The sequence below is a fragment of the Brooklawnia sp. genome (genome assembly GCF_032229645.1).
GTDB lineage: Bacteria > Actinomycetota > Actinomycetes > Propionibacteriales > Propionibacteriaceae > Brooklawnia.
The window spans coordinates 1-18,253 of sequence record NZ_JAVTWX010000087.1 but is presented as its reverse complement, the minus strand read 5'-3'; the positions used below and the strand labels follow the sequence as shown (position 1 = coordinate 18,253).

21 protein-coding genes are annotated in these 18,253 nt (G+C 65.4%); 11 read left to right on the top strand and 10 right to left on the bottom strand.

The window, feature by feature from the left end:
* Positions 1–57 precede the first annotated feature (57 nt).
* Positions 58–384, top strand: coding sequence for a hypothetical protein (locus AAFP05_RS06370; RefSeq protein ID WP_341729017.1), 327 nt, complete (start codon positions 58–60; stop codon positions 382–384).
* 39 nt (positions 385–423) lie between these two features.
* On the opposite strand, the gene AAFP05_RS06365 is transcribed toward AAFP05_RS06370, so the two are convergent.
* Positions 424–1,950 (bottom strand): leucyl aminopeptidase, encoded by a 1,527-nt coding sequence (locus AAFP05_RS06365; RefSeq protein WP_341729016.1) that lies wholly within the window; start codon positions 1,948–1,950, stop codon positions 424–426.
* A gap of 96 nt (positions 1,951–2,046) precedes the next feature.
* On the opposite strand from AAFP05_RS06365, the gene gcvT reads away from it, so the two are divergent.
* Entirely contained in the window at positions 2,047–3,144 is a 1,098-nt protein-coding gene (gene gcvT, locus AAFP05_RS06360; RefSeq protein ID WP_341729015.1) for a glycine cleavage system aminomethyltransferase GcvT, read from the top strand.
* Positions 3,145–3,169: 25 nt separating this feature from the next.
* On the opposite strand, the gene AAFP05_RS06355 is transcribed toward gcvT, so the two are convergent.
* Positions 3,170–3,385, bottom strand: a complete 216-nt coding sequence (locus AAFP05_RS06355) for a hypothetical protein (RefSeq protein ID WP_341729014.1) — start codon at positions 3,383–3,385, stop codon at positions 3,170–3,172.
* A complete protein-coding gene (locus AAFP05_RS06350; RefSeq protein WP_341729013.1) occupies positions 3,385–3,960 on the bottom strand; it encodes a DUF3043 domain-containing protein in 576 nt (191 codons plus the stop codon). The genes AAFP05_RS06355 and AAFP05_RS06350 overlap by 1 nt, the downstream gene beginning before the upstream one ends.
* Positions 3,961–4,128: 168 nt before the next feature.
* Here AAFP05_RS06350 and AAFP05_RS06345 point away from each other — a divergent pair, with 168 nt between their 5' ends.
* The 3 genes from AAFP05_RS06345 (at position 4,129) to AAFP05_RS06335 (ending at position 5,432) form a co-directional block, all read left to right on the top strand.
* Positions 4,129–4,839 (top strand): PspA/IM30 family protein, encoded by a 711-nt coding sequence (locus tag AAFP05_RS06345; protein WP_341729012.1) that lies wholly within the window; start codon positions 4,129–4,131, stop codon positions 4,837–4,839.
* A gap of 50 nt (positions 4,840–4,889) precedes the next feature.
* Positions 4,890–5,021 (top strand): hypothetical protein, encoded by a 132-nt coding sequence (locus tag AAFP05_RS06340; RefSeq protein ID WP_341729011.1) that lies wholly within the window; start codon positions 4,890–4,892, stop codon positions 5,019–5,021.
* 63 nt (positions 5,022–5,084) lie between these two features.
* On the top strand, positions 5,085–5,432 hold the full coding sequence (locus AAFP05_RS06335; protein WP_341729010.1) for an iron-sulfur cluster assembly accessory protein: 348 nt from the start codon (positions 5,085–5,087) through the stop codon (positions 5,430–5,432).
* Positions 5,433–5,672: 240 nt separating this feature from the next.
* Here the strand turns inward: AAFP05_RS06335 and AAFP05_RS06330 are convergent, their stop codons facing one another.
* On the bottom strand, positions 5,673–7,181 hold the full coding sequence (locus tag AAFP05_RS06330) for a GuaB1 family IMP dehydrogenase-related protein (RefSeq protein WP_341729009.1): 1,509 nt from the start codon (positions 7,179–7,181) through the stop codon (positions 5,673–5,675).
* A gap of 139 nt (positions 7,182–7,320) precedes the next feature.
* On the opposite strand from AAFP05_RS06330, the gene AAFP05_RS06325 reads away from it, so the two are divergent.
* Positions 7,321–7,809 carry a response regulator gene (locus tag AAFP05_RS06325; RefSeq protein WP_341729008.1) on the top strand — a complete coding sequence of 163 codons (489 nt, stop codon included), beginning with the start codon at positions 7,321–7,323 and terminating at the stop codon, positions 7,807–7,809.
* An 80-nt stretch (positions 7,810–7,889) separates the two neighbouring features.
* Positions 7,890–8,939, top strand: a complete 1,050-nt coding sequence (gene trpD / locus AAFP05_RS06320; RefSeq protein WP_341729007.1) for an anthranilate phosphoribosyltransferase — start codon at positions 7,890–7,892, stop codon at positions 8,937–8,939.
* A gap of 53 nt (positions 8,940–8,992) precedes the next feature.
* Here the strand turns inward: trpD and AAFP05_RS06315 are convergent, their stop codons facing one another.
* The 3 genes from AAFP05_RS06315 to AAFP05_RS06305 all read right to left on the bottom strand — a co-directional run bounded on the left by AAFP05_RS06315 (position 8,993) and on the right by AAFP05_RS06305 (position 11,502).
* Entirely contained in the window at positions 8,993–9,706 is a 714-nt protein-coding gene (locus AAFP05_RS06315) for an A24 family peptidase (RefSeq protein ID WP_341729006.1), read from the bottom strand.
* On the bottom strand, positions 9,703–10,254 hold the full coding sequence (locus tag AAFP05_RS06310; protein ID WP_341729005.1) for a hypothetical protein: 552 nt from the start codon (positions 10,252–10,254) through the stop codon (positions 9,703–9,705). Before AAFP05_RS06310 ends, AAFP05_RS06315 begins: the two co-directional genes overlap by 4 nt.
* 333 nt (positions 10,255–10,587) lie before the next feature.
* A complete protein-coding gene (locus AAFP05_RS06305) occupies positions 10,588–11,502 on the bottom strand; it encodes a hypothetical protein (protein WP_341729004.1) in 915 nt (304 codons plus the stop codon).
* 224 nt (positions 11,503–11,726) lie between these two features.
* Between AAFP05_RS06305 and AAFP05_RS06300 the strand changes: the two genes are divergently transcribed.
* The gene (locus AAFP05_RS06300) at positions 11,727–12,236 is read left to right on the top strand and encodes a peptidylprolyl isomerase (RefSeq protein ID WP_341729003.1); all 510 of its coding nucleotides are present in this window, start codon (positions 11,727–11,729) and stop codon (positions 12,234–12,236) included.
* 53 nt (positions 12,237–12,289) lie between these two features.
* Here the strand turns inward: AAFP05_RS06300 and AAFP05_RS06295 are convergent, their stop codons facing one another.
* Both AAFP05_RS06295 and AAFP05_RS06290 read right to left on the bottom strand, forming a co-directional pair.
* Positions 12,290–12,571: an Lrp/AsnC ligand binding domain-containing protein gene (locus AAFP05_RS06295; protein WP_341729002.1), complete on the bottom strand. Its 282-nt coding sequence runs from the start codon at positions 12,569–12,571 to the stop codon at positions 12,290–12,292.
* Positions 12,572–12,616: 45 nt separating this feature from the next.
* On the bottom strand, positions 12,617–14,362 hold the full coding sequence (locus tag AAFP05_RS06290; RefSeq protein ID WP_341729001.1) for a DEDD exonuclease domain-containing protein: 1,746 nt from the start codon (positions 14,360–14,362) through the stop codon (positions 12,617–12,619).
* Positions 14,363–14,494: 132 nt separating this feature from the next.
* Here AAFP05_RS06290 and AAFP05_RS06285 point away from each other — a divergent pair, with 132 nt between their 5' ends.
* Together AAFP05_RS06285 and AAFP05_RS06280 are read left to right on the top strand one after the other, a co-directional pair.
* Positions 14,495–15,565: a peptidoglycan DD-metalloendopeptidase family protein gene (locus tag AAFP05_RS06285; protein WP_341729000.1), complete on the top strand. Its 1,071-nt coding sequence runs from the start codon at positions 14,495–14,497 to the stop codon at positions 15,563–15,565.
* An 88-nt stretch (positions 15,566–15,653) separates the two neighbouring features.
* On the top strand, positions 15,654–16,727 hold the full coding sequence (locus tag AAFP05_RS06280; protein WP_341728999.1) for a hypothetical protein: 1,074 nt from the start codon (positions 15,654–15,656) through the stop codon (positions 16,725–16,727).
* A 34-nt stretch (positions 16,728–16,761) separates the two neighbouring features.
* Here the strand turns inward: AAFP05_RS06280 and AAFP05_RS06275 are convergent, their stop codons facing one another.
* Positions 16,762–17,211 (bottom strand): hypothetical protein, encoded by a 450-nt coding sequence (locus AAFP05_RS06275; protein WP_341728998.1) that lies wholly within the window; start codon positions 17,209–17,211, stop codon positions 16,762–16,764.
* Between the two features lie 214 nt (positions 17,212–17,425).
* Between AAFP05_RS06275 and AAFP05_RS06270 the strand changes: the two genes are divergently transcribed.
* Complete coding sequence (locus AAFP05_RS06270) at positions 17,426–18,226, top strand: lysophospholipid acyltransferase family protein (protein WP_341728997.1); 801 nt, start codon at positions 17,426–17,428, stop codon at positions 18,224–18,226.
* Positions 18,227–18,253 lie beyond the last annotated feature (27 nt).

The following is an 18,253-nucleotide window of genomic DNA, read 5'->3' as shown; positions in this document are numbered from 1 at the left end:
TCACCCGGCCTGGCTGCGGGGCGCTGGCTGTTGAGGTTGTCAGGCGATAATGGACAGGTGAACCCGATTGGACGATTCTTCTCGCGGACGCGACGCCGAGCATCCACTGCCAAGCAGGACCGTGGCCTGGACGATGCCACCCGCTCGGTATTGGGCGAATTCATCCAGCAGCGCCGCGGAGTCGAAGGCTGGGTCGAATCCGCCACCAGGTTCAACAAGCCGTCCCTGCTACTGGTCGCCCATGACGGTGAGTGGCTCCGGCGTAGCGTCCCGTCCGGGGCCTGGGCCTTCGATTTTTGCGCGAAGCACAAGATACCCGGTTACCAGGCCGGGGTCGTTCCCTATCCGCAGCGCAAACGCGACTGGGATGCCCGCCATCGTTGAGGGTTCGGACGAGCAGCCGATCCACGGAGCCTTCCGGGTCTAGTCGGTCATCGACGCGGCCAGCGCTACCAGCGTGCGAATCCCCGTTCCGGTCGCCTGCGCCGGCACATAGTCGTGCGCCGCGTCGCGGTTCCAGGCAGGCCCGGCAATATCAAGATGCGCCCAGCTGGTCTGATCGTTCACGAAATGCTGCAGGAACGCGCCCGCGAAAAGCGCGCCGCCGTAGCGGTTGGCCTTCGAACGCAGATCGGCCACCTCGGATGGCAGCTGCTTGCGAGCATGCTCGGTGATGGGCAACTGCCAGAATTCCTCGCCGGCCGCTTCGGCGGCGTCCAGCAGTCGGTCGGCGGTCGCGTCGTCGCTGGCCATCAGACCGGCGACCTGAGTGCCCAGCGCCACCATGCAGGCACCGGTCAGCGTCGCGATGTCGACGAGCATGTCCGGCTGGTCGGCATTCGCCCGCGCCAGCGCATCGGCCAGCACGATGCGTCCCTCGCAGTCGGAGTCGATGTTCTCGACCGTGCTGCCGTCGAAGATCGCCAGCACATCGCCGGGACGATAGGCGCTGCCGGAGATCATCGATTCGGCGAGCGGCGCATAGGCCGTCACATGCACCGACAACCCGAGATCGGCGATCGCCTTGGTAGCGGTGATCACGTCGGCGGCCCCGGCCATGTCGTACTTCATGGTTGTGAGGCTCTCGGCGGTCTTCAGGTTGTAGCCGCCCGAATCATAGGTGATGCCCTTGCCCACCAGAACCAGATGTCTCTTGGCCGCCCGCGGGCGGTAGTCGAGGCGCAGTAGCCGCGGCGGACGAGCCGAGCCGCCCCCGACAGCGAGGATTCCGCCGTAGCCCGCCTTCTCGAGGGCTCGCTCATCGAGCGCCTCAATATCGATCTTGGCGTCTTTCAGATAGCCGCGGGTCTGCTCGACCAGGTCATTGGGTCCCAGCAGGTTGGCCGGCAGATTCGTCCAATCGCGCGCGACGCAGACCGCGTGCGCTGTGATGCGCCCGGCCGCCAATCCACGCTGGGCCGTCCGCGACGAGCCGATGATCCCGATCGAGGCGACCGGCGATTCGGCGGGCTCGCCAGTCAGCTTGCGGAAGCCGGTGCTCCCGAGCAGGGCGCCTTCGCTCACCGCCTGTACCTGGGTCTCGGCGTCGGCGTCCAAGCTCACGACGATCCGGCGCCCGGAGCCGTTCACGATGCTCAGCACGCGACGAACCCCGACCCCGGCCGCCCGGCGCAGGTCCTCTGGATGCAGATCGAGATCGCCCCCCATGCCCACGGCCAGCACCCGCAGCCCAGGCAAGTTCAGTTCCGTCACTTCGTCGGCGGCATGACTTGCACCCTGATCGAGCAGCAACCCCAACAGGGTGCCGGCCTTGCCTACCTTGCTCTCCAATTCGGAGGTGGCGCCCACCAGGGTCGACCGGCCATTGGATCCGGCAATCCCGATCACCACATCGGTGGCCTTGCCCAGGCCGCGCACCAATTCGATATCAGGTAGCACCACGCGTCCCGGATCGAAGTGGGACGAATCGAACAAAGGCTGGATCGCCATTGATGAGAACCTCCGTCTGCGATGAAACTCTGCCCTGTCAGGCTAGCCCGGTGAGCTGTGCAGTAGCGTGACGCTCATCGGGAGAAAGGAAGGGCCATGTCCGCCGAACCCTTGCATCATTCTGCACTGTACGACTGGCATCGGGCCGCCGGCGCGAAGATGGCGCCCTTCGGTGGCTGGGAGATGCCGCTGGAGTATACCGGGGCCGGGATCTTGGCCGAGCATGCGGCGGTGCGTGAACGGGTCGGCCTGTTCGATGTCTCCCATCTCGGCAAGCTCAAGGTCTCGGGCCCGGGGGCCGCCGACTATCTCAACTCCAGGCTTGCCAACGATCTTCGCAGAATCGCTCCAGGTCAGGCCCAATACACCCTCCTGTGCAATCAGACCGGTGGTGTCATCGATGATCTGATCGCCTATCTGATCGCTCCTGACCAGGTGCTGCTGATCCCCAACGCCGCCAACGCTGCCGCAGTCGCCGACGCGTTGGGTGCCGGTGCGCCGCCCCAGATCGAGATCGCCGATCTTCATCGCGAACGCGCCGTGATCGCCGTCGCAGGTCCGCGCTCGGACGAACTACTCACTGCGGTCGGCGTGCCGACCGATCTTGACTACATGGCCTTCCGGACGGTCCAGGAGCAGGCCACCATCTGCCGCACCGGGTACACCGGCGAACGAGGCTGCGAACTCGTCGTGGCAAACCCGTCTGCCCTGCAATGGTGGGAGCAGCTGGTCGCTGCCGGTGCCGAGTTCGGAGTGCAACCGTGTGGGCTTGGTGCGCGCGACACGCTGCGCACCGAGATGGGATATGCCCTGCACGGTCACGAGCTGTCCGCCGAGATCGACCCGGTGAGCGCCGGCTTGAGCTGGGCAGTCGGCTGGAAGAAAGATTCGTTCGATGGACGCGAGGCACTGTTGGAGATTCGTCGCACCGGTCCGGTTCGCCACTCATGGGGCATCAAGGCTTGCGGACGAGGGATTCCGCGTCCCGGAATGGAGGTCGTCGACGCGACGGATGGGCATTCGATCGGAACTGTGACCTCCGGGACCTTCTCGCCAACCTTGCATGCCGGAGTCGGGTTGGCACTGGTGGACGCCGAGCTCGGCGCGGGTCAACGGGTAGGCGTGAAGGTGCGCCGGCGTGTCGAAGAGTTCGAGTTGATCAAGCCGCCCTTCGTGAGTCCGCGATTGCGCTGATGGCCCGACAGTCTGGATCGCCTGATCAGGCCGTGTCGAGACCCATCGAGTAGACAGTGGTGCCGTCCTCGATGAGCGTGACCGAGGTCACACCTAGATCGGCCAGTTCGGCAAATCCTTCGGTCAGCCATTCCTCGGCCTCAAGCTGGTCGTCGAAGCGGGTGGTGAGGCCGGCGGCAGCCAGATCGTCCGGGGTCGTGGCGGCACCGGGGGCGAGGGTGGGTTCCCACCAGAAACTCATCAGTAGTCGGCTCCTCGGTCGATGGCTGTCGCAGGACGGCGGAAGCGTCGCGGGGTGATCGTGCGGGAGGTCATGTACATCAACAGTCCCTTGCGCGGGGCATTGGGCAAGCGCTGGGCGAGCAGCCTGCGGAACTTGCTCCACAGATAGGCCGACTCGCACACGATCAGCACGATGATCGCCCACATCGCGTAGGTGGCCCAGTAGGTCAGCTGCGGCATGAATGATCCGGCGATGAAGACCGCGAAACTGAGTAGCAGAATCGGCCAGACGAACTCGCCGAAGGTCCAGCGCGCGTCGATGAAGTTGCGCACCAGGATGCGTTCGGGAGCCAACTCGGTTTGCTGGTACTGACGGTCGTCACGATCCCGGCGGATCTGGCGTTCGCGGGCCTTGCGTTCTTTCTTCGTCAAGGTCGGACGAACCCGATCGCGCCGCGCTTGCTCGGCCTGCTTGCGGGTCGGCGTCGGCGCAGACTTGCGGGCCGCGCCGCCGCCGGTGGCATCGGTCGAGGTGGCGAGATCCTCGGAGGTCTCGGCGGCGTCAGTGCGCTGGTACGGGCGGAAGAGTCCCACGGGTGTCCTTATTGGTTGTAGCTGCTGGCCCACATACTAGTTGCAGTGGCCCGCGAAGCCACCTCGCGGTCAGTCAATTGCCTCCGCCACGCCGTCTCTGACGACGGCTCGGTCGCGCATTGGACCCCTAAGCTATAGGAATCAGACATTGGAAGGACTCCGAGGCTCATGGCAGGCATCATCGACCGCATAGCGCGGGCATTCGGATCGCAGAACGGCGACCCGAAACCGGCCAACGACACTCGCGGTGAGCTGGAAGACGCCTATACGCAACAGATCGAGTTGTTGCAGCAGGTGCGCCGTGGCGCCTCCAGCGTTGCGTCCAGCAGGCGCAGGCTCGCTGCCCAGCTGGTTGACCTCGCCGCCGAGATCGACTCGCTGACCGGTACCGCTCATCGCCTCATCGACCAAGGACAAGACCGCCTCGCGCAGGAGGCCCTCGTCCGCAAACAGACGTTGCTGCAGCAGTTGGCGGGTGCCGAGGCTCAGCATCGGCTGCTTCAGCGCGAGGAGGAGAATCTGATTCTCACCGCCACTCGGCTGCAGGCCAAGGTCGATTCGATCCGGGCGAAGCAGCACACTGTCTGGGCGCAGGACTCGGCGGCCGAGGCGTCGGCGAAGGTCACCGCTGCGCTGGGGGGCATCGACCTGGGGCAGGCAGGCGCGGTCGTCCAGCGTGCGGATGCGCTTCTGCAAGCGCCGGTAGAGCCCGAGTCACCGGCCGCGGACGAGTTGAACGCGGCGGCCGCCGATGAGCTCACCGCCATCCGGGCCGAGCTCGTGGGCCGGGCACCGGCGGCTCCGGGCCAGGGCAGCTATGTGCAGCCGGGTGGCTACCCCACGGCTGGTGTGACCGATTCGACCGGTGAAACTGGGTGACAGGCGGTCACTGATGATCGCCAGAATCATGGGTATCGGTCAGCGGCGCGGTGCCCGATGAGCGGCTACGGCGGCTGAACATCGTGGATGACCTGGTGATGCGCGCGGTCGGTACTCGCGCCAGTGACTTCCTGGCCGATCTGCGCACCGAGATGGGCGGCCTGGCCAGAACTTGTGGTTGAACGTAAAATGAGAAGCGCCCGGGGTAAGTACGGGCACGACTGATTAACTGAGGAGCCCGAGAGATGACCAATACCACCGTGGGCGCCACCGGCGTCACTCTCACCGAAGCGGCTGCGGCCAAGGCTTCGTCCCTGCTCGCCTCAGAGGGACGCGATGACTTGGCGCTGCGTATCGCAGTTCAGCCGGGTGGCTGTTCGGGGTTGCGCTACGAGTTGTCGTTCGACGATCGTCAGCTCGAAGGCGACCTCGTCGATCCCTATGACGGCGTGAAGCTGGTGGTCGACCGGATGAGCGCCCCCTACCTTGGCGGGGCCACCATCGACTTCCTCGACACCATCGAGGCACAGGGTTTCACCATCGACAACCCGAATGCGACCAGTTCGTGCGCATGCGGTGATTCGTTCCACTGAGGATCGTTGCGGTGCCAGCCGCCCGCGCGTTGCTGAGCACTATCGCGTAGAAACCGGTAAGAGGAAGGCCCCCGGCAGATCGCCGGGGGCCTTCCTCTGTTGCTCGGTGGTTGTGTCGGCGCCTAGCGGCTGCCGGAAATGCCCGGGCCCGATCACAGCGGCTGGCGAAAACAGCAGCGGCCGCCGGATCTTCGCTGGCCGTTGCGACTATGGGTAGCCGCTATTGGTGGACGCGGGCACTCATGACCAGCTGGTCGACAACGGCCTGCCCTCGTCGTAGCCGGACGATGACTGAACGCCGATCACCGCGCGCTCGGTGAACTCCTCCAGCGTGCGCGCCCCGGCGTAGGTGCACGAGGAGCGCACGCCGGACGTGATCCAGTCGACCAGGTCCTCGACGCCCGGACGCTGCGGATCGAGATACATCTTCGAGCTGCTGATGCCTTCCTCGAACAGCCCGGCCTTGGCGCGGTCGAAGCTCGACTGGCCGCGGGTACGGTTTCGTACCGCGCGGGCGCTTGCCATTCCGAAGCTCTCCTTGTACGCCCTGCCATCCGGATCGTGGAACATGTCACCGGTCGACTCGTAGGTGCCGGCGAACCAGCTACCGATCATCACATTGCCGGCACCGGCGGCCAGCGCGAGAGCCACGTCACGCGGGTAGCGGACGCCGCCGTCGGCCCAGATCGCCCGGCCTTGAGCAGTGGCGGCCCGAGCGCATTCCAACACTGCGCTGAACTGCGGGCGTCCGACACCGGTCTGCATCCGGGTCGTACACATGGCGCCCGGCCCGACGCCGACCTTGATGACATCGGCACCCGCCTCGATGAGGTCCGACGTGCCCTCGGCAGTTACCACGTTGCCGGCGACCAGGGGAGCCCGGCGTCCTGTCTCGGCCTCGAACCGATCACGCACCGGGAGGACTGCGGTCAGTGCGTCGATCATGCGTTGCTGGTGGCCATGCGCGGTGTCCAGTACGAGCACATCGGCACCGGCCCTCAGCAGGGATCCCGCTCGTCCGACCGAATCGCCGCTGATGCCGATCGCCACCGCGACCTTCAGCCGGCCCGCGACATCCAGGGCAGGACGATAGATAGCCGAACGCAAAGCGCCCTTGGCGGACATGACACCAATCAGCGAGCCGTCCGCATGCACCGAGACCGCCAACCGCTGCCGGTTCGCCGACAGCGTGTCGAAGACCTCCTTCGGGGTGGTATCGGGGCCGACCAGGGCGAATCCGCTTGTCATTACCTCATGCACCTGAGCGTAGCGATCGACGCCCGCGGTGTCGGACTGGGTCACCAGGCCCAGCGGGACACGGTTCTCGTCGATCACCACGACCGCGCCGTGCGCGCGTTTGGGCATTAGATTGAGTGCCTCACCGACCGTGGTGCTCGCGGTGACAGTGACAGGGGTCTCGAAGAGCGTCGGTGCTGCCTTGACCCGGGTGATCGCCTGGGCGAGCACATCGACGGGGATGTCTTGCGGCAGTACCGCGAGTCCGCCGCGGCGGGCGATCGTCTCGGCCATTCGGCGTCCCGAAATGGCTGTCATATTCGCCACCACCAACGGCAGCGGCAGGTCGATGCCGTCGGTGGAGGTCAGGTCGACATCCAATCGGGAGGTTACGGTGCTGCGGTTGGGTGCCATGAAGACGTCATGGTAGGTGAGGTCGTAGGCAGGCCTATTGGTGAGAAAGCGCACGTGTCCATTGTCCAAGGCTGCGCAAATGGCGGCCACCGCGTTCATGGATTCGCCGCAGATCTCGATGTGACGCGCCGAGAGGTGGAGCCGAGGTATGACCTTGACGGCCCGACGCGATAACATCCCTATCACCAGACATGACGCAGCCAACGATGGGCGGCGGCCGGCGAGGTGAGGAAGAATCATGAGTGCGAACGCTTCGGCACCTTCCACGTCCGATGACGTGCTGAAAGTGGTCATTTACTCGGACGACCGGCTCGTCCGCGAGCAGATCAAGCTTGCTCTCGGCCGCAAGATCGCTTCCGATCTGCCCGAGGTAGAGATCACCGAATTCGCTACAGCGGATGCTCTGCTGAAGACACTCGACAAGGAGAAGTTCGACGCGGCCGTCTTCGACGGGGAGGCCCGTCCGGGTGGAATGGGCGTTTCGCACCAGATGCGTGACGAGATTCCGGGGTGCCCTCCCGTGGTCCTGCTGATCGCCCGAGCTGCGGACGCCTGGATGGCCACCTGGTCACGAGCAGAGGGCATTTCGCCTTACCCCGTTGATCCGATTCGGTTGCCGGACGATGTGGCCCGGGTGGTGCGCAATGCTCGCAGCGGTCGCACCGATGCGCTCTCGTCGTCGTTGGTCGAGCCAGGTGTGGGCAGCCGTCACCCTATCGCGGAGTAGTCGCCTCCCAGAGCGAGAGCAGTCCCCATCAATCCGGACGCATTGCGGCGTCGCCGGGACACGGGGATAATGTTGCGAACATGAATCTCACGTGGCCCGATGTCTTGACCAGTCTCGTCCGTGGCGAGGACATGGCTGCCGAGACGACCCGATGGGCGATCAACGAGATCTTGTCGGGTAACGCGACGTCGGCGCAGATGGCGGCGTTCATGGTCGCGCTGAGGGCCAAGGGTGAGACGGTCGCGGAGATCAATGCGCTGGCCACGGGGATGCTTGACAAGGCGACTCCCATCAAGCTTCCGACCGATGCTGTCGACGTGGTCGGTTCCGGTGGCGATCGGGCCAACACGGTCAACATCTCCACGATGGCGGCGATCGTCGCCGCGTCCGCGGGCGCCAAGGTGATCAAGCATGGCAATCGCGCGGCCAGCTCGATGAGCGGCACCGCCGACTGCCTGGAAGCGCTTGGCGTGGCACTGAACGTGCCGCCCACCCGTCAGCGCGAGGTCTTCGATGAATGCGGGCTGGTCTTCTTGTTCGCGCCGCAGTACCACGCCTCGTTGCGGCATACCGCGCCGGTTCGCAAGGAACTGGGCATTCAGACCACCTTCAACTTCCTCGGGCCGCTGGCCAATCCCGCTCGTCCGCAGGCACAGGCGATCGGCGTAGCCAACTTGCAGTTGGCCGACCTGGTCGCCGGTGTGCTGGCGGCTCGCGGCAACCGTGGGCTGGTCTTCCATGGCGAGGACGGCCTAGACGAGCTGACCACCACCACGTCGTCCGACATCTGGCTGATCAGCGGCGGCCAGGTTGCTCGGACCGAGCTCGATCCTGCCGATTTGGGGCTCACCCCTGCTCAGCCTGCTGATCTGGTTGGCGGCAAGCCCGAGTTCAATGCGCAGGTCGCCAGGGATGTCTTTGGCGGTGCGACCGGCCCGGTCCGCGACGTCGTCCTGGTCAATTCTGCGGCGGCGCTGTTGGCCTTCGAAGGCCCCGACCTGACAGTGCCAGTCGCCGATCAGCTGCGCGCAAAGGTCGACCGAGCCGCGCAGGCTATCGATCGGGGCCTGACGATGGCTTTGCTCGATCGCTGGATTCAGGCTACTCAGCGGGCAGTGACCGGCAACTGAGCCTGGCGCGCGTGGCCTTCTGGGTCCTGGATGCCGCGCGTAGTGCAGGACGGTCAATCAGGTGTCATCGGGACGACGCCGCCAGCTGCCAGCCACACCCACGCGAGCCACGGGCCCAGCCATAGACCTGGGCCATAGGGAAAGGCTCGTCCGAGCGGCGATGGATGGTGACGGCGCCATAGCACCGTGCCCAGACCCCAGCATGCCGCCGCGAGGGATCCGCCGAAGACTCCCAGGAACCACCATTGCGCTGAGCCCATCGCGGTCAATCCTCCCATCAGCCCGGCCAGCCGTACATCGCCGAAGCCGAGCGAGTTGCTCAGCCGCCATAGCACCCAGAAGAGCGCCCAGGCCACGCCGGCGCCGATCATCGTGCGGAGCACGGCGGAGGGCCACCAGCGCGGGTCCACGATCACCCCGGTCGCCAAGGCCGCAGCCAGGCAGATCGCGGTGAACCTCGTAGCACGGATAGGCAGCCAGGTCGTGCGGGCATCCACCCAAGCCAGCACGAGGCCTGCGGCGGCCCACACGACCCAGGCCGGACGCAGCGCCGCCGGCAATCCGGCGATAGGCAGACACAAGACGAAAGCCAGCAGGCCGAGCAAGACGATCACAGCGGGACGCATGAGCCCGGCGTACCGCGGTTTGTGCTCGACATCTGGTTCGTCGTCACCGGGCTCCGGATGCTTGGCCACGATGATCAGCTGAGCGGCCACCAGCACCAATGCCACGCCGCCCAACAACAACCAGTTCGGCACGGCGCTCATCGATCGAACCGTGATGCGGGGGCCTTGTCGCGCAGAGCCACTTGTGGATCGATTCCCCACACCTCGCAGGCAGCCTCGGTGCGCAGCAGCTGCAGTCGTGAACACCAGGCGGCTTCTCCGGCCATCAATGTGCGGATGGCCAGCAAGTCAAGGCCACTGAATTCGGCGAGTTGATGGTTACTGCAGCCGGCCATCGCCAGCGACCACAGCAGCATCCGCGCGTGCTGCGGGTTTGCCGGTTCTTGTCGTAGGTACGCCAGCCGCCGATGATCGAGCCGAAACAACCGCTCGGCATCGGCCGCAGGCAGTGTCGTGGCCGGGTGACCGTCGTGTCCTCGCAAGAGCGCGAAAACGATAGCGGACGACACACCGGCCGCGCGGGCGAGAACTCGCCACGGCAGGCCTGTATCGCTCATCAATTGACGGATCCAGGCGCGGAAGGGTTCTGCCTTGACGCCGCGGTGCGGCGCATCGAGCGCGGGCATCATGGCAGGAACGCGGTGGCGCCGGTGAGTAGCTGATGGGGCCTGTGGGGCTAAGACTGACATCGTGTCTCCTGAGGGTGAGGGAGCCGCGGCTCAATATCGCTGTGAGACCAACTACAGCCGAACGGTTCAGCATCTGACAAGCAGGTGAGGATCAACGGACAACACATTCCCAGAAGCGGACAACACCTTCTCGGTCTCGGACAACACCCGGCTGCCATCAGACAACACTCGCCGGAGGACTCGCTCGTACCCGCGCGCTTGCAGGCGGCCCATCATTCGCCGCCTAGAACCAAGCGGGGCCGGACCGATGCTCGCGCACCCTCCGGCCCCGCCCTCGACCACCGATCGGTCAGTTTCTCATCGGGTCAACACCAACGACTCAGTCTCATCGGATCAGCGCAGTGCCTTGGTGAACCCGGCGGCGAGGGCGGCCTCCTCGCTGTTGAACCAGACATCTGCGTTCGTGCGCTCGTAGCCCGCGGCCTGGGGCGTGTGGAACTTCATCGAGCGCTCGTTGCCCTTGATGACGTAGCCTTCCGGGGGCTCGGTTCCAACGTAGGCACCCTCGCCGAAGCCTTCAGCCGGCTCGGGCTCGGCCGGCCCGCCTTCAGCGATCATGTCTTCTTCAGCGAACTCGTCCTCGTCTTCGGGCTCGGTATCGGGCTCGGATGCGAACGGGTTCTCGCCCCACGAATCCTCAATGTCGGAGTCCGGGCTCGTGGGCTGCTGCGGCGACCAGCCGTCGTCGCTGTTGCCCAAGACACGGCGCACCGCGACAACGATGGCACCCACCACAGCGGCGATACCAATGATGGTGAACAAGCGAGAGATCAGGCGGCTCTTGTGCGGCTGCTCGATTGCTTCGTGAACGACGACCGGCTCAGGCAGTTGCAGATCGCCGCGCAACGCGGCCAGGGTTGAGCGCCCGCGCTTGGAGGCCTCGACCACCGACGGATTCTCGTTGGCTTGCTCCCAGAACTCTTGCAGCTTCGGGTACCAGTCGTGCTGCACCTTGTCAGAGACGGTTTCGTAGGCCTGGGCGACGGTCGGCTGAATTCGCTCGACCACCTCTTCGACCTTGGGGGAGATGCGCTCGCGGGCATCCTCGAGGGCTGGGCCAACATATTCGGCTGCTTGGCGGCCGAGATCTGCGGCCTGTTGGCTCAGGTCGGCGACCTGGCGGCCTGCTTGCTTGGCGATCGGGGTCACATAGCTGACGGCCTCGTCGAAGGCGTTGCTGCCTTGCTCAAGCGCCTCTTCGGTGGCGCGTCGGGCCGCCGCGCGGGCATTCTTGCACTTGCAGGACATGTTCTCTCCGTTTCATTGCTGGGCTCGTAGTCGAGCTGCTCGTGATCGAGCGGGAGGACCCGGCTTGCGGACAGTGCCCGCGGCCGGAGGGTCCTTACGGTCAACGCTACGTGTTCAGCCCAGAGCTGGACGCAGAACCGGGCAAAAGCAGGGGGAGTGTTCAGGGCTTCTGCAAAGATGGGTGACGCAAGCGTCAACACGCAATTCCCGAAAGGTGGGTACGCATGACCCAAGCCACCCTGCACACCAACAGGGGCGATATCGTCATCGACTTATTCGACGATTACGCTCCGAAGACCGTCGCCAACTTCGTCGGTCTCGCGGGCGGTACACGCGAGTACCGCGACCCGGTGGACGGCCAGACCAAGCAAGGCCCTTACTACGACGGCACGGTTTTTCATCGCGTCATCGACGGCTTCATGATTCAGGGCGGTGACCCAACGGGCACCGGACGCGGCGGTCCCGGCTACACGTTCGCCGATGAGTTCTACCCCGACCTGGTCTTTGACCGCCCGTATCTGCTCGCGATGGCCAATGCCGGCGCCGGAACCAACGGTAGTCAGTTCTTCATCACGGTGGGTCCAACCCCACATCTGAACCGTCGCCATTCGATCTTCGGTGAGGTTACCGATCCGGCCAGTCGCCAGGTCGTGGACGCGATCGCGTCGACCGCGACCAATCGGGCCGATCGTCCGCTCGAAGAAGTGGTGATCGACTCCGTCGAACTCGCCTGAGACCGGTTCGGCATTCGCACAGGCTGCCGGTGAAACAAGCCGGTGGCCTGTGCTCAGTCGCCGACGCCGATCGCGAAGGTGGCATCAAGATCGTGCTGGCTGTAGGCGCGGAAAGCGAGATGTGTCTCTGTCTGCCGCACGCCCGGCACCTTTGCCAGCGCATCGGAGACCACCGGCGCCACGTCGTCGAAGCTGTGCACCCGCACGATGGCGATCAGATCGATTCGCCCGGTGACCGAATAGACCTCACTGACACCGTCGATCGCGGCGATCTGCTCGGCCACCTCCGGAATCCGGTCATTGTCGACATGGACGAAGACGATTGCGGTGATCATGGCTTGAGTCTAGTGCCGGTCATCGCGAGCCGCGTGACACGGGTTTCATGCGAATTCTGCGGCCGAATCGTACGATCCGAGAGCGAGCCGGGGCAGATCGGCACCGTCGATCCCGCAGTGCAGCGGCATCGACCAGTCGCCGTCGATATCGATCAGCCTGACTCCCGGACGCTCCAGCCAGGCCGCGATGCGCTCGGCCTCCTCAACAGAGGCCGATGGCATCCCGTGAGGAGATGGCAGCACCGTTTCGGCCATCCGGAGCGCCTCATCAGCAGTAGTCAGCGGGTTGACACCGGCGGGAGCGGTAGCGGCGGCGGCGAGCCGGCCGAAGCGGACGACGTGGATCTGCCAGCCAGAATTGGGCGCCGGGGCCCCGACCCACTGGGCGGCGACGATCTGCCGGCAGCGCGAGAGACCGATGAGCCGGTGGAACCGCTGGGTGGTGGCGATATAGCCGCGCAACCTGCTGGTGAGTATCTCGGCCTGCTCATAGCGTTGCTGCGCCGACAATTCTGCGATGCGCTGCCCGATCAACGTCACGGTGGGACGCAGATCGCTGCTGAAGGCCTGCCGCACCCGCCCGGCGACCGCGGCGTAGCCCTCGGGATCGTTGCCCCGGCAGGGAGCCAGGCACTTGCCGAGCTCACCGAGGACGCAGCCTGCGCCGGCGGTCTTAGCGCCTATCCGCATGGTGCACTGGCGCAGCGGATAGGCGTCGTAGATCACCTGGCAGGCGTCCTGAGCGGCGGAGCGCGAACTGAACGGACCCCAGTAGTCCGCCTGATCGTCGGCGGGTGAACTGACGACCGACAGTCGTGGAAACCGCTCGCAGGTGAGCTTGATCCAGGCAACCTTGTCCTGGCGGCGGGAGCGGCGGTTGTAGCGCGGGCCATGAGCGGCAATCGTGCGCAGCTCGCGTACCTCGGCCTCCAACTCGGTGGCACAGACCACCGCGTCCACTCCGGTGGCCACCCGCACCATCTCGTCCATGCGCGGGCGGGTTTCGGACGAGGTGAAGTACGTGCGAACCCGGCGACGGATGTTGCTGGCCTTACCTACGTAGAGCACCTGACGCGCCTGCCCGGGGCGTTGCGAATAGAAGGTGTAGACGCCCGGGGCTTCCGGCAATTCGGCGGCCCAGGTTCGCTTGGCGCGCCGCTGGGGTGACACCCGATGCTCGAACTCCTTGAGGTCCTCAATGGTCAGCACTCCAAGATTGCCGACCCGCTCCAGTAGCCCATGCAAGACATCGACGGTCGCGCGGGCATCCGACAGCGCCCGGTGATTGGGCTGGGTGGCCGCGTGGAAATGATCGGCCAGCGTGTGCAGCTTGACGTTCGGCACTTCACCGGGCAACAGCGCTTGGCGGGCCAGCCCGACCGTGTCGACGATCGTGTGCCCGGGCCACGGATAGCCCAACTGCTCGCAGGCACGCTTGAGGAAGCCGATGTCGAAGCGCGCATTGTGGGCCACCAGCACGGCGCCCCGGGAGAACTCCAGCCAACTGGGCAACACCTCGGCAAGCCTGGGTGCAACGTCGACCATCTGATTGGTGATGCCGGTGAGCACGGCGATGAATCCCGGGATGTGAGTGCCGGGATTCACCAGCGTGCCGAACTCGCCGAGTACTTCGCCGCCGCGAACCTTGACCGCGCCGAATTCGGTGATGGAGGCTTCTGGACCCGAGCCGGTGGTTTCCAGGTCGACCACGCAGAAGACGGCTTCGTCCAGTGGTGTCCCGAGGTCGTCCAGGCTGGGCTGCAGCGCGGCCATCTGCGATGCGTAGGTCATGGCGCTGACGTTAACGCTCGGGGCTGACATTTTTCGCGGCCGGGGTTTGGCTATCGGGGGACCGTACCTTAGAATCTCTTAGGAACTCTTAATGAACTCTCATCAGATTCCCGTGAGTGCAAAGGTGGCTCGATGTCCTTCCTACGCCGAATGCTGACGACTGTTGTCGGATCGGGTGCGGCTGTCGCACTGACCCTGGGTGTGGCGCCCATCGCGCACGCTGAAGACGCGGTCGATGGGGCGCGCAAGGATCTGACGCAGCTGCAGATCGAGGCCGCCGAGGTCCAACGCGGCCTCGAGACCTCACAGCAGGAGCAGGCCAATGCTCAACGTCAGTATGACCTGACAACGCAGGATCTCGCCGACCAGCAGGCGCTGGTCGAGTCCATGCGCGTTCAGGTCGGACGGGTGGCCACCGCAGCGCGCCAGCAGGCAGCAGGTCTGGGTACCGCCAAGCTGCTGTTCACCGCTGATTCCGAAGACTCCTTTCTTGCCGATTTGACGGTGATGCAGTCGGTCACCGCGATCACCGATGAGCAGCTGACCCGGTTCGCTGCCGAGGGGGCCCGGCTTGCCGAGTTGGAAGACAGCCAAGCGAGTGCGTTGGAGAAGGTCAACGCCGAGGTGTCGGAGCAGACGAAGCTGTCTGCCGAGTACGACACGAAGGTCGCCGACGCCACAGAAATCGTCAATCGGCTGAATCAGCAGCAGAAGGACCGGCTGGCCCAGGCGCAAAACGATGCGATCCTGGCGCAGAACGCGGCTCTGTTCGCCGCCAATGACACGAATGTCAGCCGGGACAGTCTCAACCTGCCGACCGGCTCGTCCCAAGGCATCTGGCCGACCAGCGGGCCGATCACCTCGCCGTTCGGTTACCGTACCAATCCCATTGGTGGGTACACCGAGTTGCACGACGGTGTCGACATCGGCGGAGCCTGCAGCACTCCGGTAGTGGCTTCGTGGACGGGTGTGGTCCTCAGTGCCCGCGTCGAGGGCGGCTGGGGCAATCGCATCATCGTTGACGGCGGCGCGTATAAGACTGCCTACGCCCACCTGCAGTCCATGTCGGTCAGCGCCGGGCAGGTCGTGACGGCAGGCCAGGTCATCGGCGCGATCGGCACCACCGGCTACTCGACCGGTTGTCATCTGCACTACAGCACCTGGGTGAATGGGCAGCTCGTCGATCCGCAGTCGGTCTTCTGATCCGGCGCCCGTAGACTACGCTGCGTATGGAAGGCCATCTCGCGCTCGGCGGCACGAACCGGTGAACCGGACGGATCGCCCAAGATGGGTGGCGACCGTACTTGTCGGTGCCGCGATACTGGTCGGTTGCTCGTCCACACCGGTGGTTGCCACCCCGGATACGAATGCCACCGCGAGCGGCATCATCGACGCGCTGAACACCGATGATCAGACCTCGTTCACCCACCTCTTCGCCCGCAGCGCGAGCCCTGAGCGAGTGCAGGGGCTGTGGGCCAACCTGATAGCGATTCGACTGCTGAGTATCACCGCGCAGCCGGACGGGTCCTGGCAGACCGCCTGGCAGCTACCCGGGGAGCAGGGGATCGCGACGCATCTGGTCGAACCCCGATGGCTTTGCGACGCCGGGGGCTGCCTGCTCGAAGACATCGGCCCGCGATCGGGTTCTCCGGCGCCCATCTGGCTGGGCGAGGCCATCGGCGTTCGTCAGACCGCCGGCGTGACACTTGTCGGTGCCGGCGACTTGACGCAATGGGCGGACCCGGCCGAACGAGCAGCGGAATTCGTCGGTGACCAACAGGTTGCCGGCCTGATTCGTCCTGCCGATACGCAGGTGATCGAAGTGCCCGCAGACAGTCGCGATTTCGAGCAGGTGATGGGCGCGTCGATCTTCGATTTCGCGGACACCGGCGCGCTCACCTGGATAGCCGACAGTGGCGGGACCGCTCCCCAGGGGGAGACGGCGCCCGCCCGCATTGTCGTCAACCCGGTGGTCACCGAGCAGGCGAACGCCGATTCGCGCTACCTGCTGCTGGTGCACGAACAGACTCATGCAGCGACCAGCTGGTTGGGGCATCCGGCGTCCGGGCGGCTGTGGCTCAGCGAGGGGCTGGCCGAGTGGATGATGCTGCAGGCGTCGCCCGAGGCCCAGCAGCGCAGTGACCAGGCCTTGACCGATGCCTGCCCGTTGACGCCGGTGCCCCCGGCCGACGCCGACTTCAGTGACCCGGCGAAGGCCGATCTGGCCTACGCGTGGAGCGCGGCCGCGGTGGGCCGGCTGATCGATCGCCCAGCTGCCGCCTCGGTGATCGGCACCCTGTGGAGCAGCCCCGATACCCCCGATGCCGATCTTGAGCTCGGGTCGCCGCCGGTCGGCTGCCCGTAGACCCGGTCGCCAGTGGACGAGGTCAACCTCAGCATCACAGCCGCGCGCCGTCCCCATCGATCTCGCCATGCCGAGGCAGCGTGGAGGCCAGCACGATCAGCCCGCCGCCGACGCAAACCAGTGTGACGACCGAAACCCACAGTGCAGGACGCCAGCCGGCCAGCACGAGAGCGCCGACGATCACGGCGATGACGATCAGCAAGGCACCGGTCAGCCGTCGTGGTCCCGGACGACCAGGAGCCGCCAGTTCGGGAGGTATCCAATGCTCGACGTCATCGTCGGTCAATTCGGCTTCGTCGAGTGCGCGTTGCAGGCTGAAGAAGTCATCTATCACCGGCTGCCGGGCGGTTGCGGGTCTCACGGGAGGTGACGGATCGATGACCCGGGCGCCGGGAAGCTCCGGCCCATCCGAGTCGCCGAATTCGGCCTTGATCAGCTCGGCAAATCGCTGATCGGTGTCGTCTGACTGAAAGCTGTCGTTCATCTTGGGGCTCGCAACCTCGTTGTCACTACCGCACTGGTTGATATCGTCCACCCTAGTCGCGGCTGTTGCCGATAGCCAGGCCGGGTCTGGCAACGAGCTACGTCGATAGCGAAAGCGGTTCGAGACCCAATTTGTTGGGCTTGGCCGGGTGCGGCAGAACCAGCGGTCGCGTGACTAGAGTGGTGCGGGTAGCTCAAGCCCTAAGGAGGACCCGGTGACCGCCTGGTACAGCTTCTTCAAGACGACACTTGTTCGTCCCGCGGTCAAGTGGTGGTTCCGCGTGACGATCGAGGGCACCGAGAAGATCCCCGAAGGCGGCTGCGTGCTGGCCGCCAACCATCTGGACGCCGGCGACACATTCAGCCTCCCCGCGCTCATCAAGCCGACGACCACCTTTCCGGCCAAGAAAGAGCTGTTCATGGGAAAGAGCGTCAAAGGCCGAGTAGTGGCGTGGTTTCTCACGGTCGTCGGACAGGCCCCGATCGACCGCTCGGGCGGACGGGCCAGCGTGGCCGGACTCGGCTCGGTCGAAGACAAGCTTGATGCCGGCGGTGTCGTGGCGATCTTCCCTGAGGGCACCCGCAGCCCCGACGGCCGGATGTACAAGGGCCACACCGGCGTCGCCAGACTCGCGCTGGCAAGCGGCAAACCGGTGCTCCCGGTGGCGATGATCAACACGCAGATGGTGAAATCCAAACTGGGTATCCCGACCATGCGCGGCGCCCGTATCGTCATCGGAGATCCAATGGAGTTCAACGAGTACGCGGACCGGATCGGCGACCTCCACGTGCTGCGTTGGGTCACCAACGAGGTGATGGGCGCGATCCAGCAGATGACCGGGCAGACCTACGTGGATGTCTATGCGTCGCGGGTCAAGCGGGGCGACCTGCGCAACGCGGATGTGGCCGGGCACATCCTCGACCACCCCAATCAGAATCAGACCAGGCCTGGTCCGGCCGTCGACCTAGCGATCGTTCAAGACAGCACCGCGGACGAGCCCGCCGCGGGGGAGTGACCGACGATGCCCGTACTACCCCGTGAC

Excerpts from the sequence above, each read along its gene's own strand:
- AAFP05_RS06365 (WP_341729016.1), bottom strand. The coding sequence starts at position 1,950 with ATGGCGATCCAGCCTTTGTTCGATTCGTCCCACTTCGATCCGGGACGC.
- AAFP05_RS06315 (WP_341729006.1), bottom strand. The coding sequence starts at position 9,706 with ATGAGCGCCGTGCCGAACTGGTTGTTGTTGGGCGGCGTGGCATTGGTG.
- AAFP05_RS06325 (WP_341729008.1), top strand. The coding sequence starts at position 7,321 with ATGAGTGCGAACGCTTCGGCACCTTCCACGTCCGATGACGTGCTGAAA.
- AAFP05_RS06355 (WP_341729014.1), bottom strand. The coding sequence starts at position 3,385 with ATGAGTTTCTGGTGGGAACCCACCCTCGCCCCCGGTGCCGCCACGACC.
- AAFP05_RS06275 (WP_341728998.1), bottom strand. The coding sequence starts at position 17,211 with ATGAACGACAGCTTTCAGTCAGACGACACCGATCAGCGATTTGCCGAG.
- AAFP05_RS06285 (WP_341729000.1), top strand. The coding sequence starts at position 14,495 with ATGTCCTTCCTACGCCGAATGCTGACGACTGTTGTCGGATCGGGTGCG.
- AAFP05_RS06330 (WP_341729009.1), bottom strand. The coding sequence starts at position 7,181 with ATGAACGCGGTGGCCGCCATTTGCGCAGCCTTGGACAATGGACACGTG.
- gcvT (WP_341729015.1), top strand. The coding sequence starts at position 2,047 with ATGTCCGCCGAACCCTTGCATCATTCTGCACTGTACGACTGGCATCGG.
- AAFP05_RS06345 (WP_341729012.1), top strand. The coding sequence starts at position 4,129 with ATGGCAGGCATCATCGACCGCATAGCGCGGGCATTCGGATCGCAGAAC.
- AAFP05_RS06305 (WP_341729004.1), bottom strand. The coding sequence starts at position 11,502 with ATGTCCTGCAAGTGCAAGAATGCCCGCGCGGCGGCCCGACGCGCCACC.
- AAFP05_RS06295 (WP_341729002.1), bottom strand. The coding sequence starts at position 12,571 with ATGATCACCGCAATCGTCTTCGTCCATGTCGACAATGACCGGATTCCG.
- AAFP05_RS06290 (WP_341729001.1), bottom strand. The coding sequence starts at position 14,362 with ATGACCTACGCATCGCAGATGGCCGCGCTGCAGCCCAGCCTGGACGAC.
- trpD (WP_341729007.1), top strand. The coding sequence starts at position 7,890 with ATGAATCTCACGTGGCCCGATGTCTTGACCAGTCTCGTCCGTGGCGAG.
- AAFP05_RS06310 (WP_341729005.1), bottom strand. The coding sequence starts at position 10,254 with ATGTCAGTCTTAGCCCCACAGGCCCCATCAGCTACTCACCGGCGCCAC.
- AAFP05_RS06335 (WP_341729010.1), top strand. The coding sequence starts at position 5,085 with ATGACCAATACCACCGTGGGCGCCACCGGCGTCACTCTCACCGAAGCG.
- AAFP05_RS06300 (WP_341729003.1), top strand. The coding sequence starts at position 11,727 with ATGACCCAAGCCACCCTGCACACCAACAGGGGCGATATCGTCATCGAC.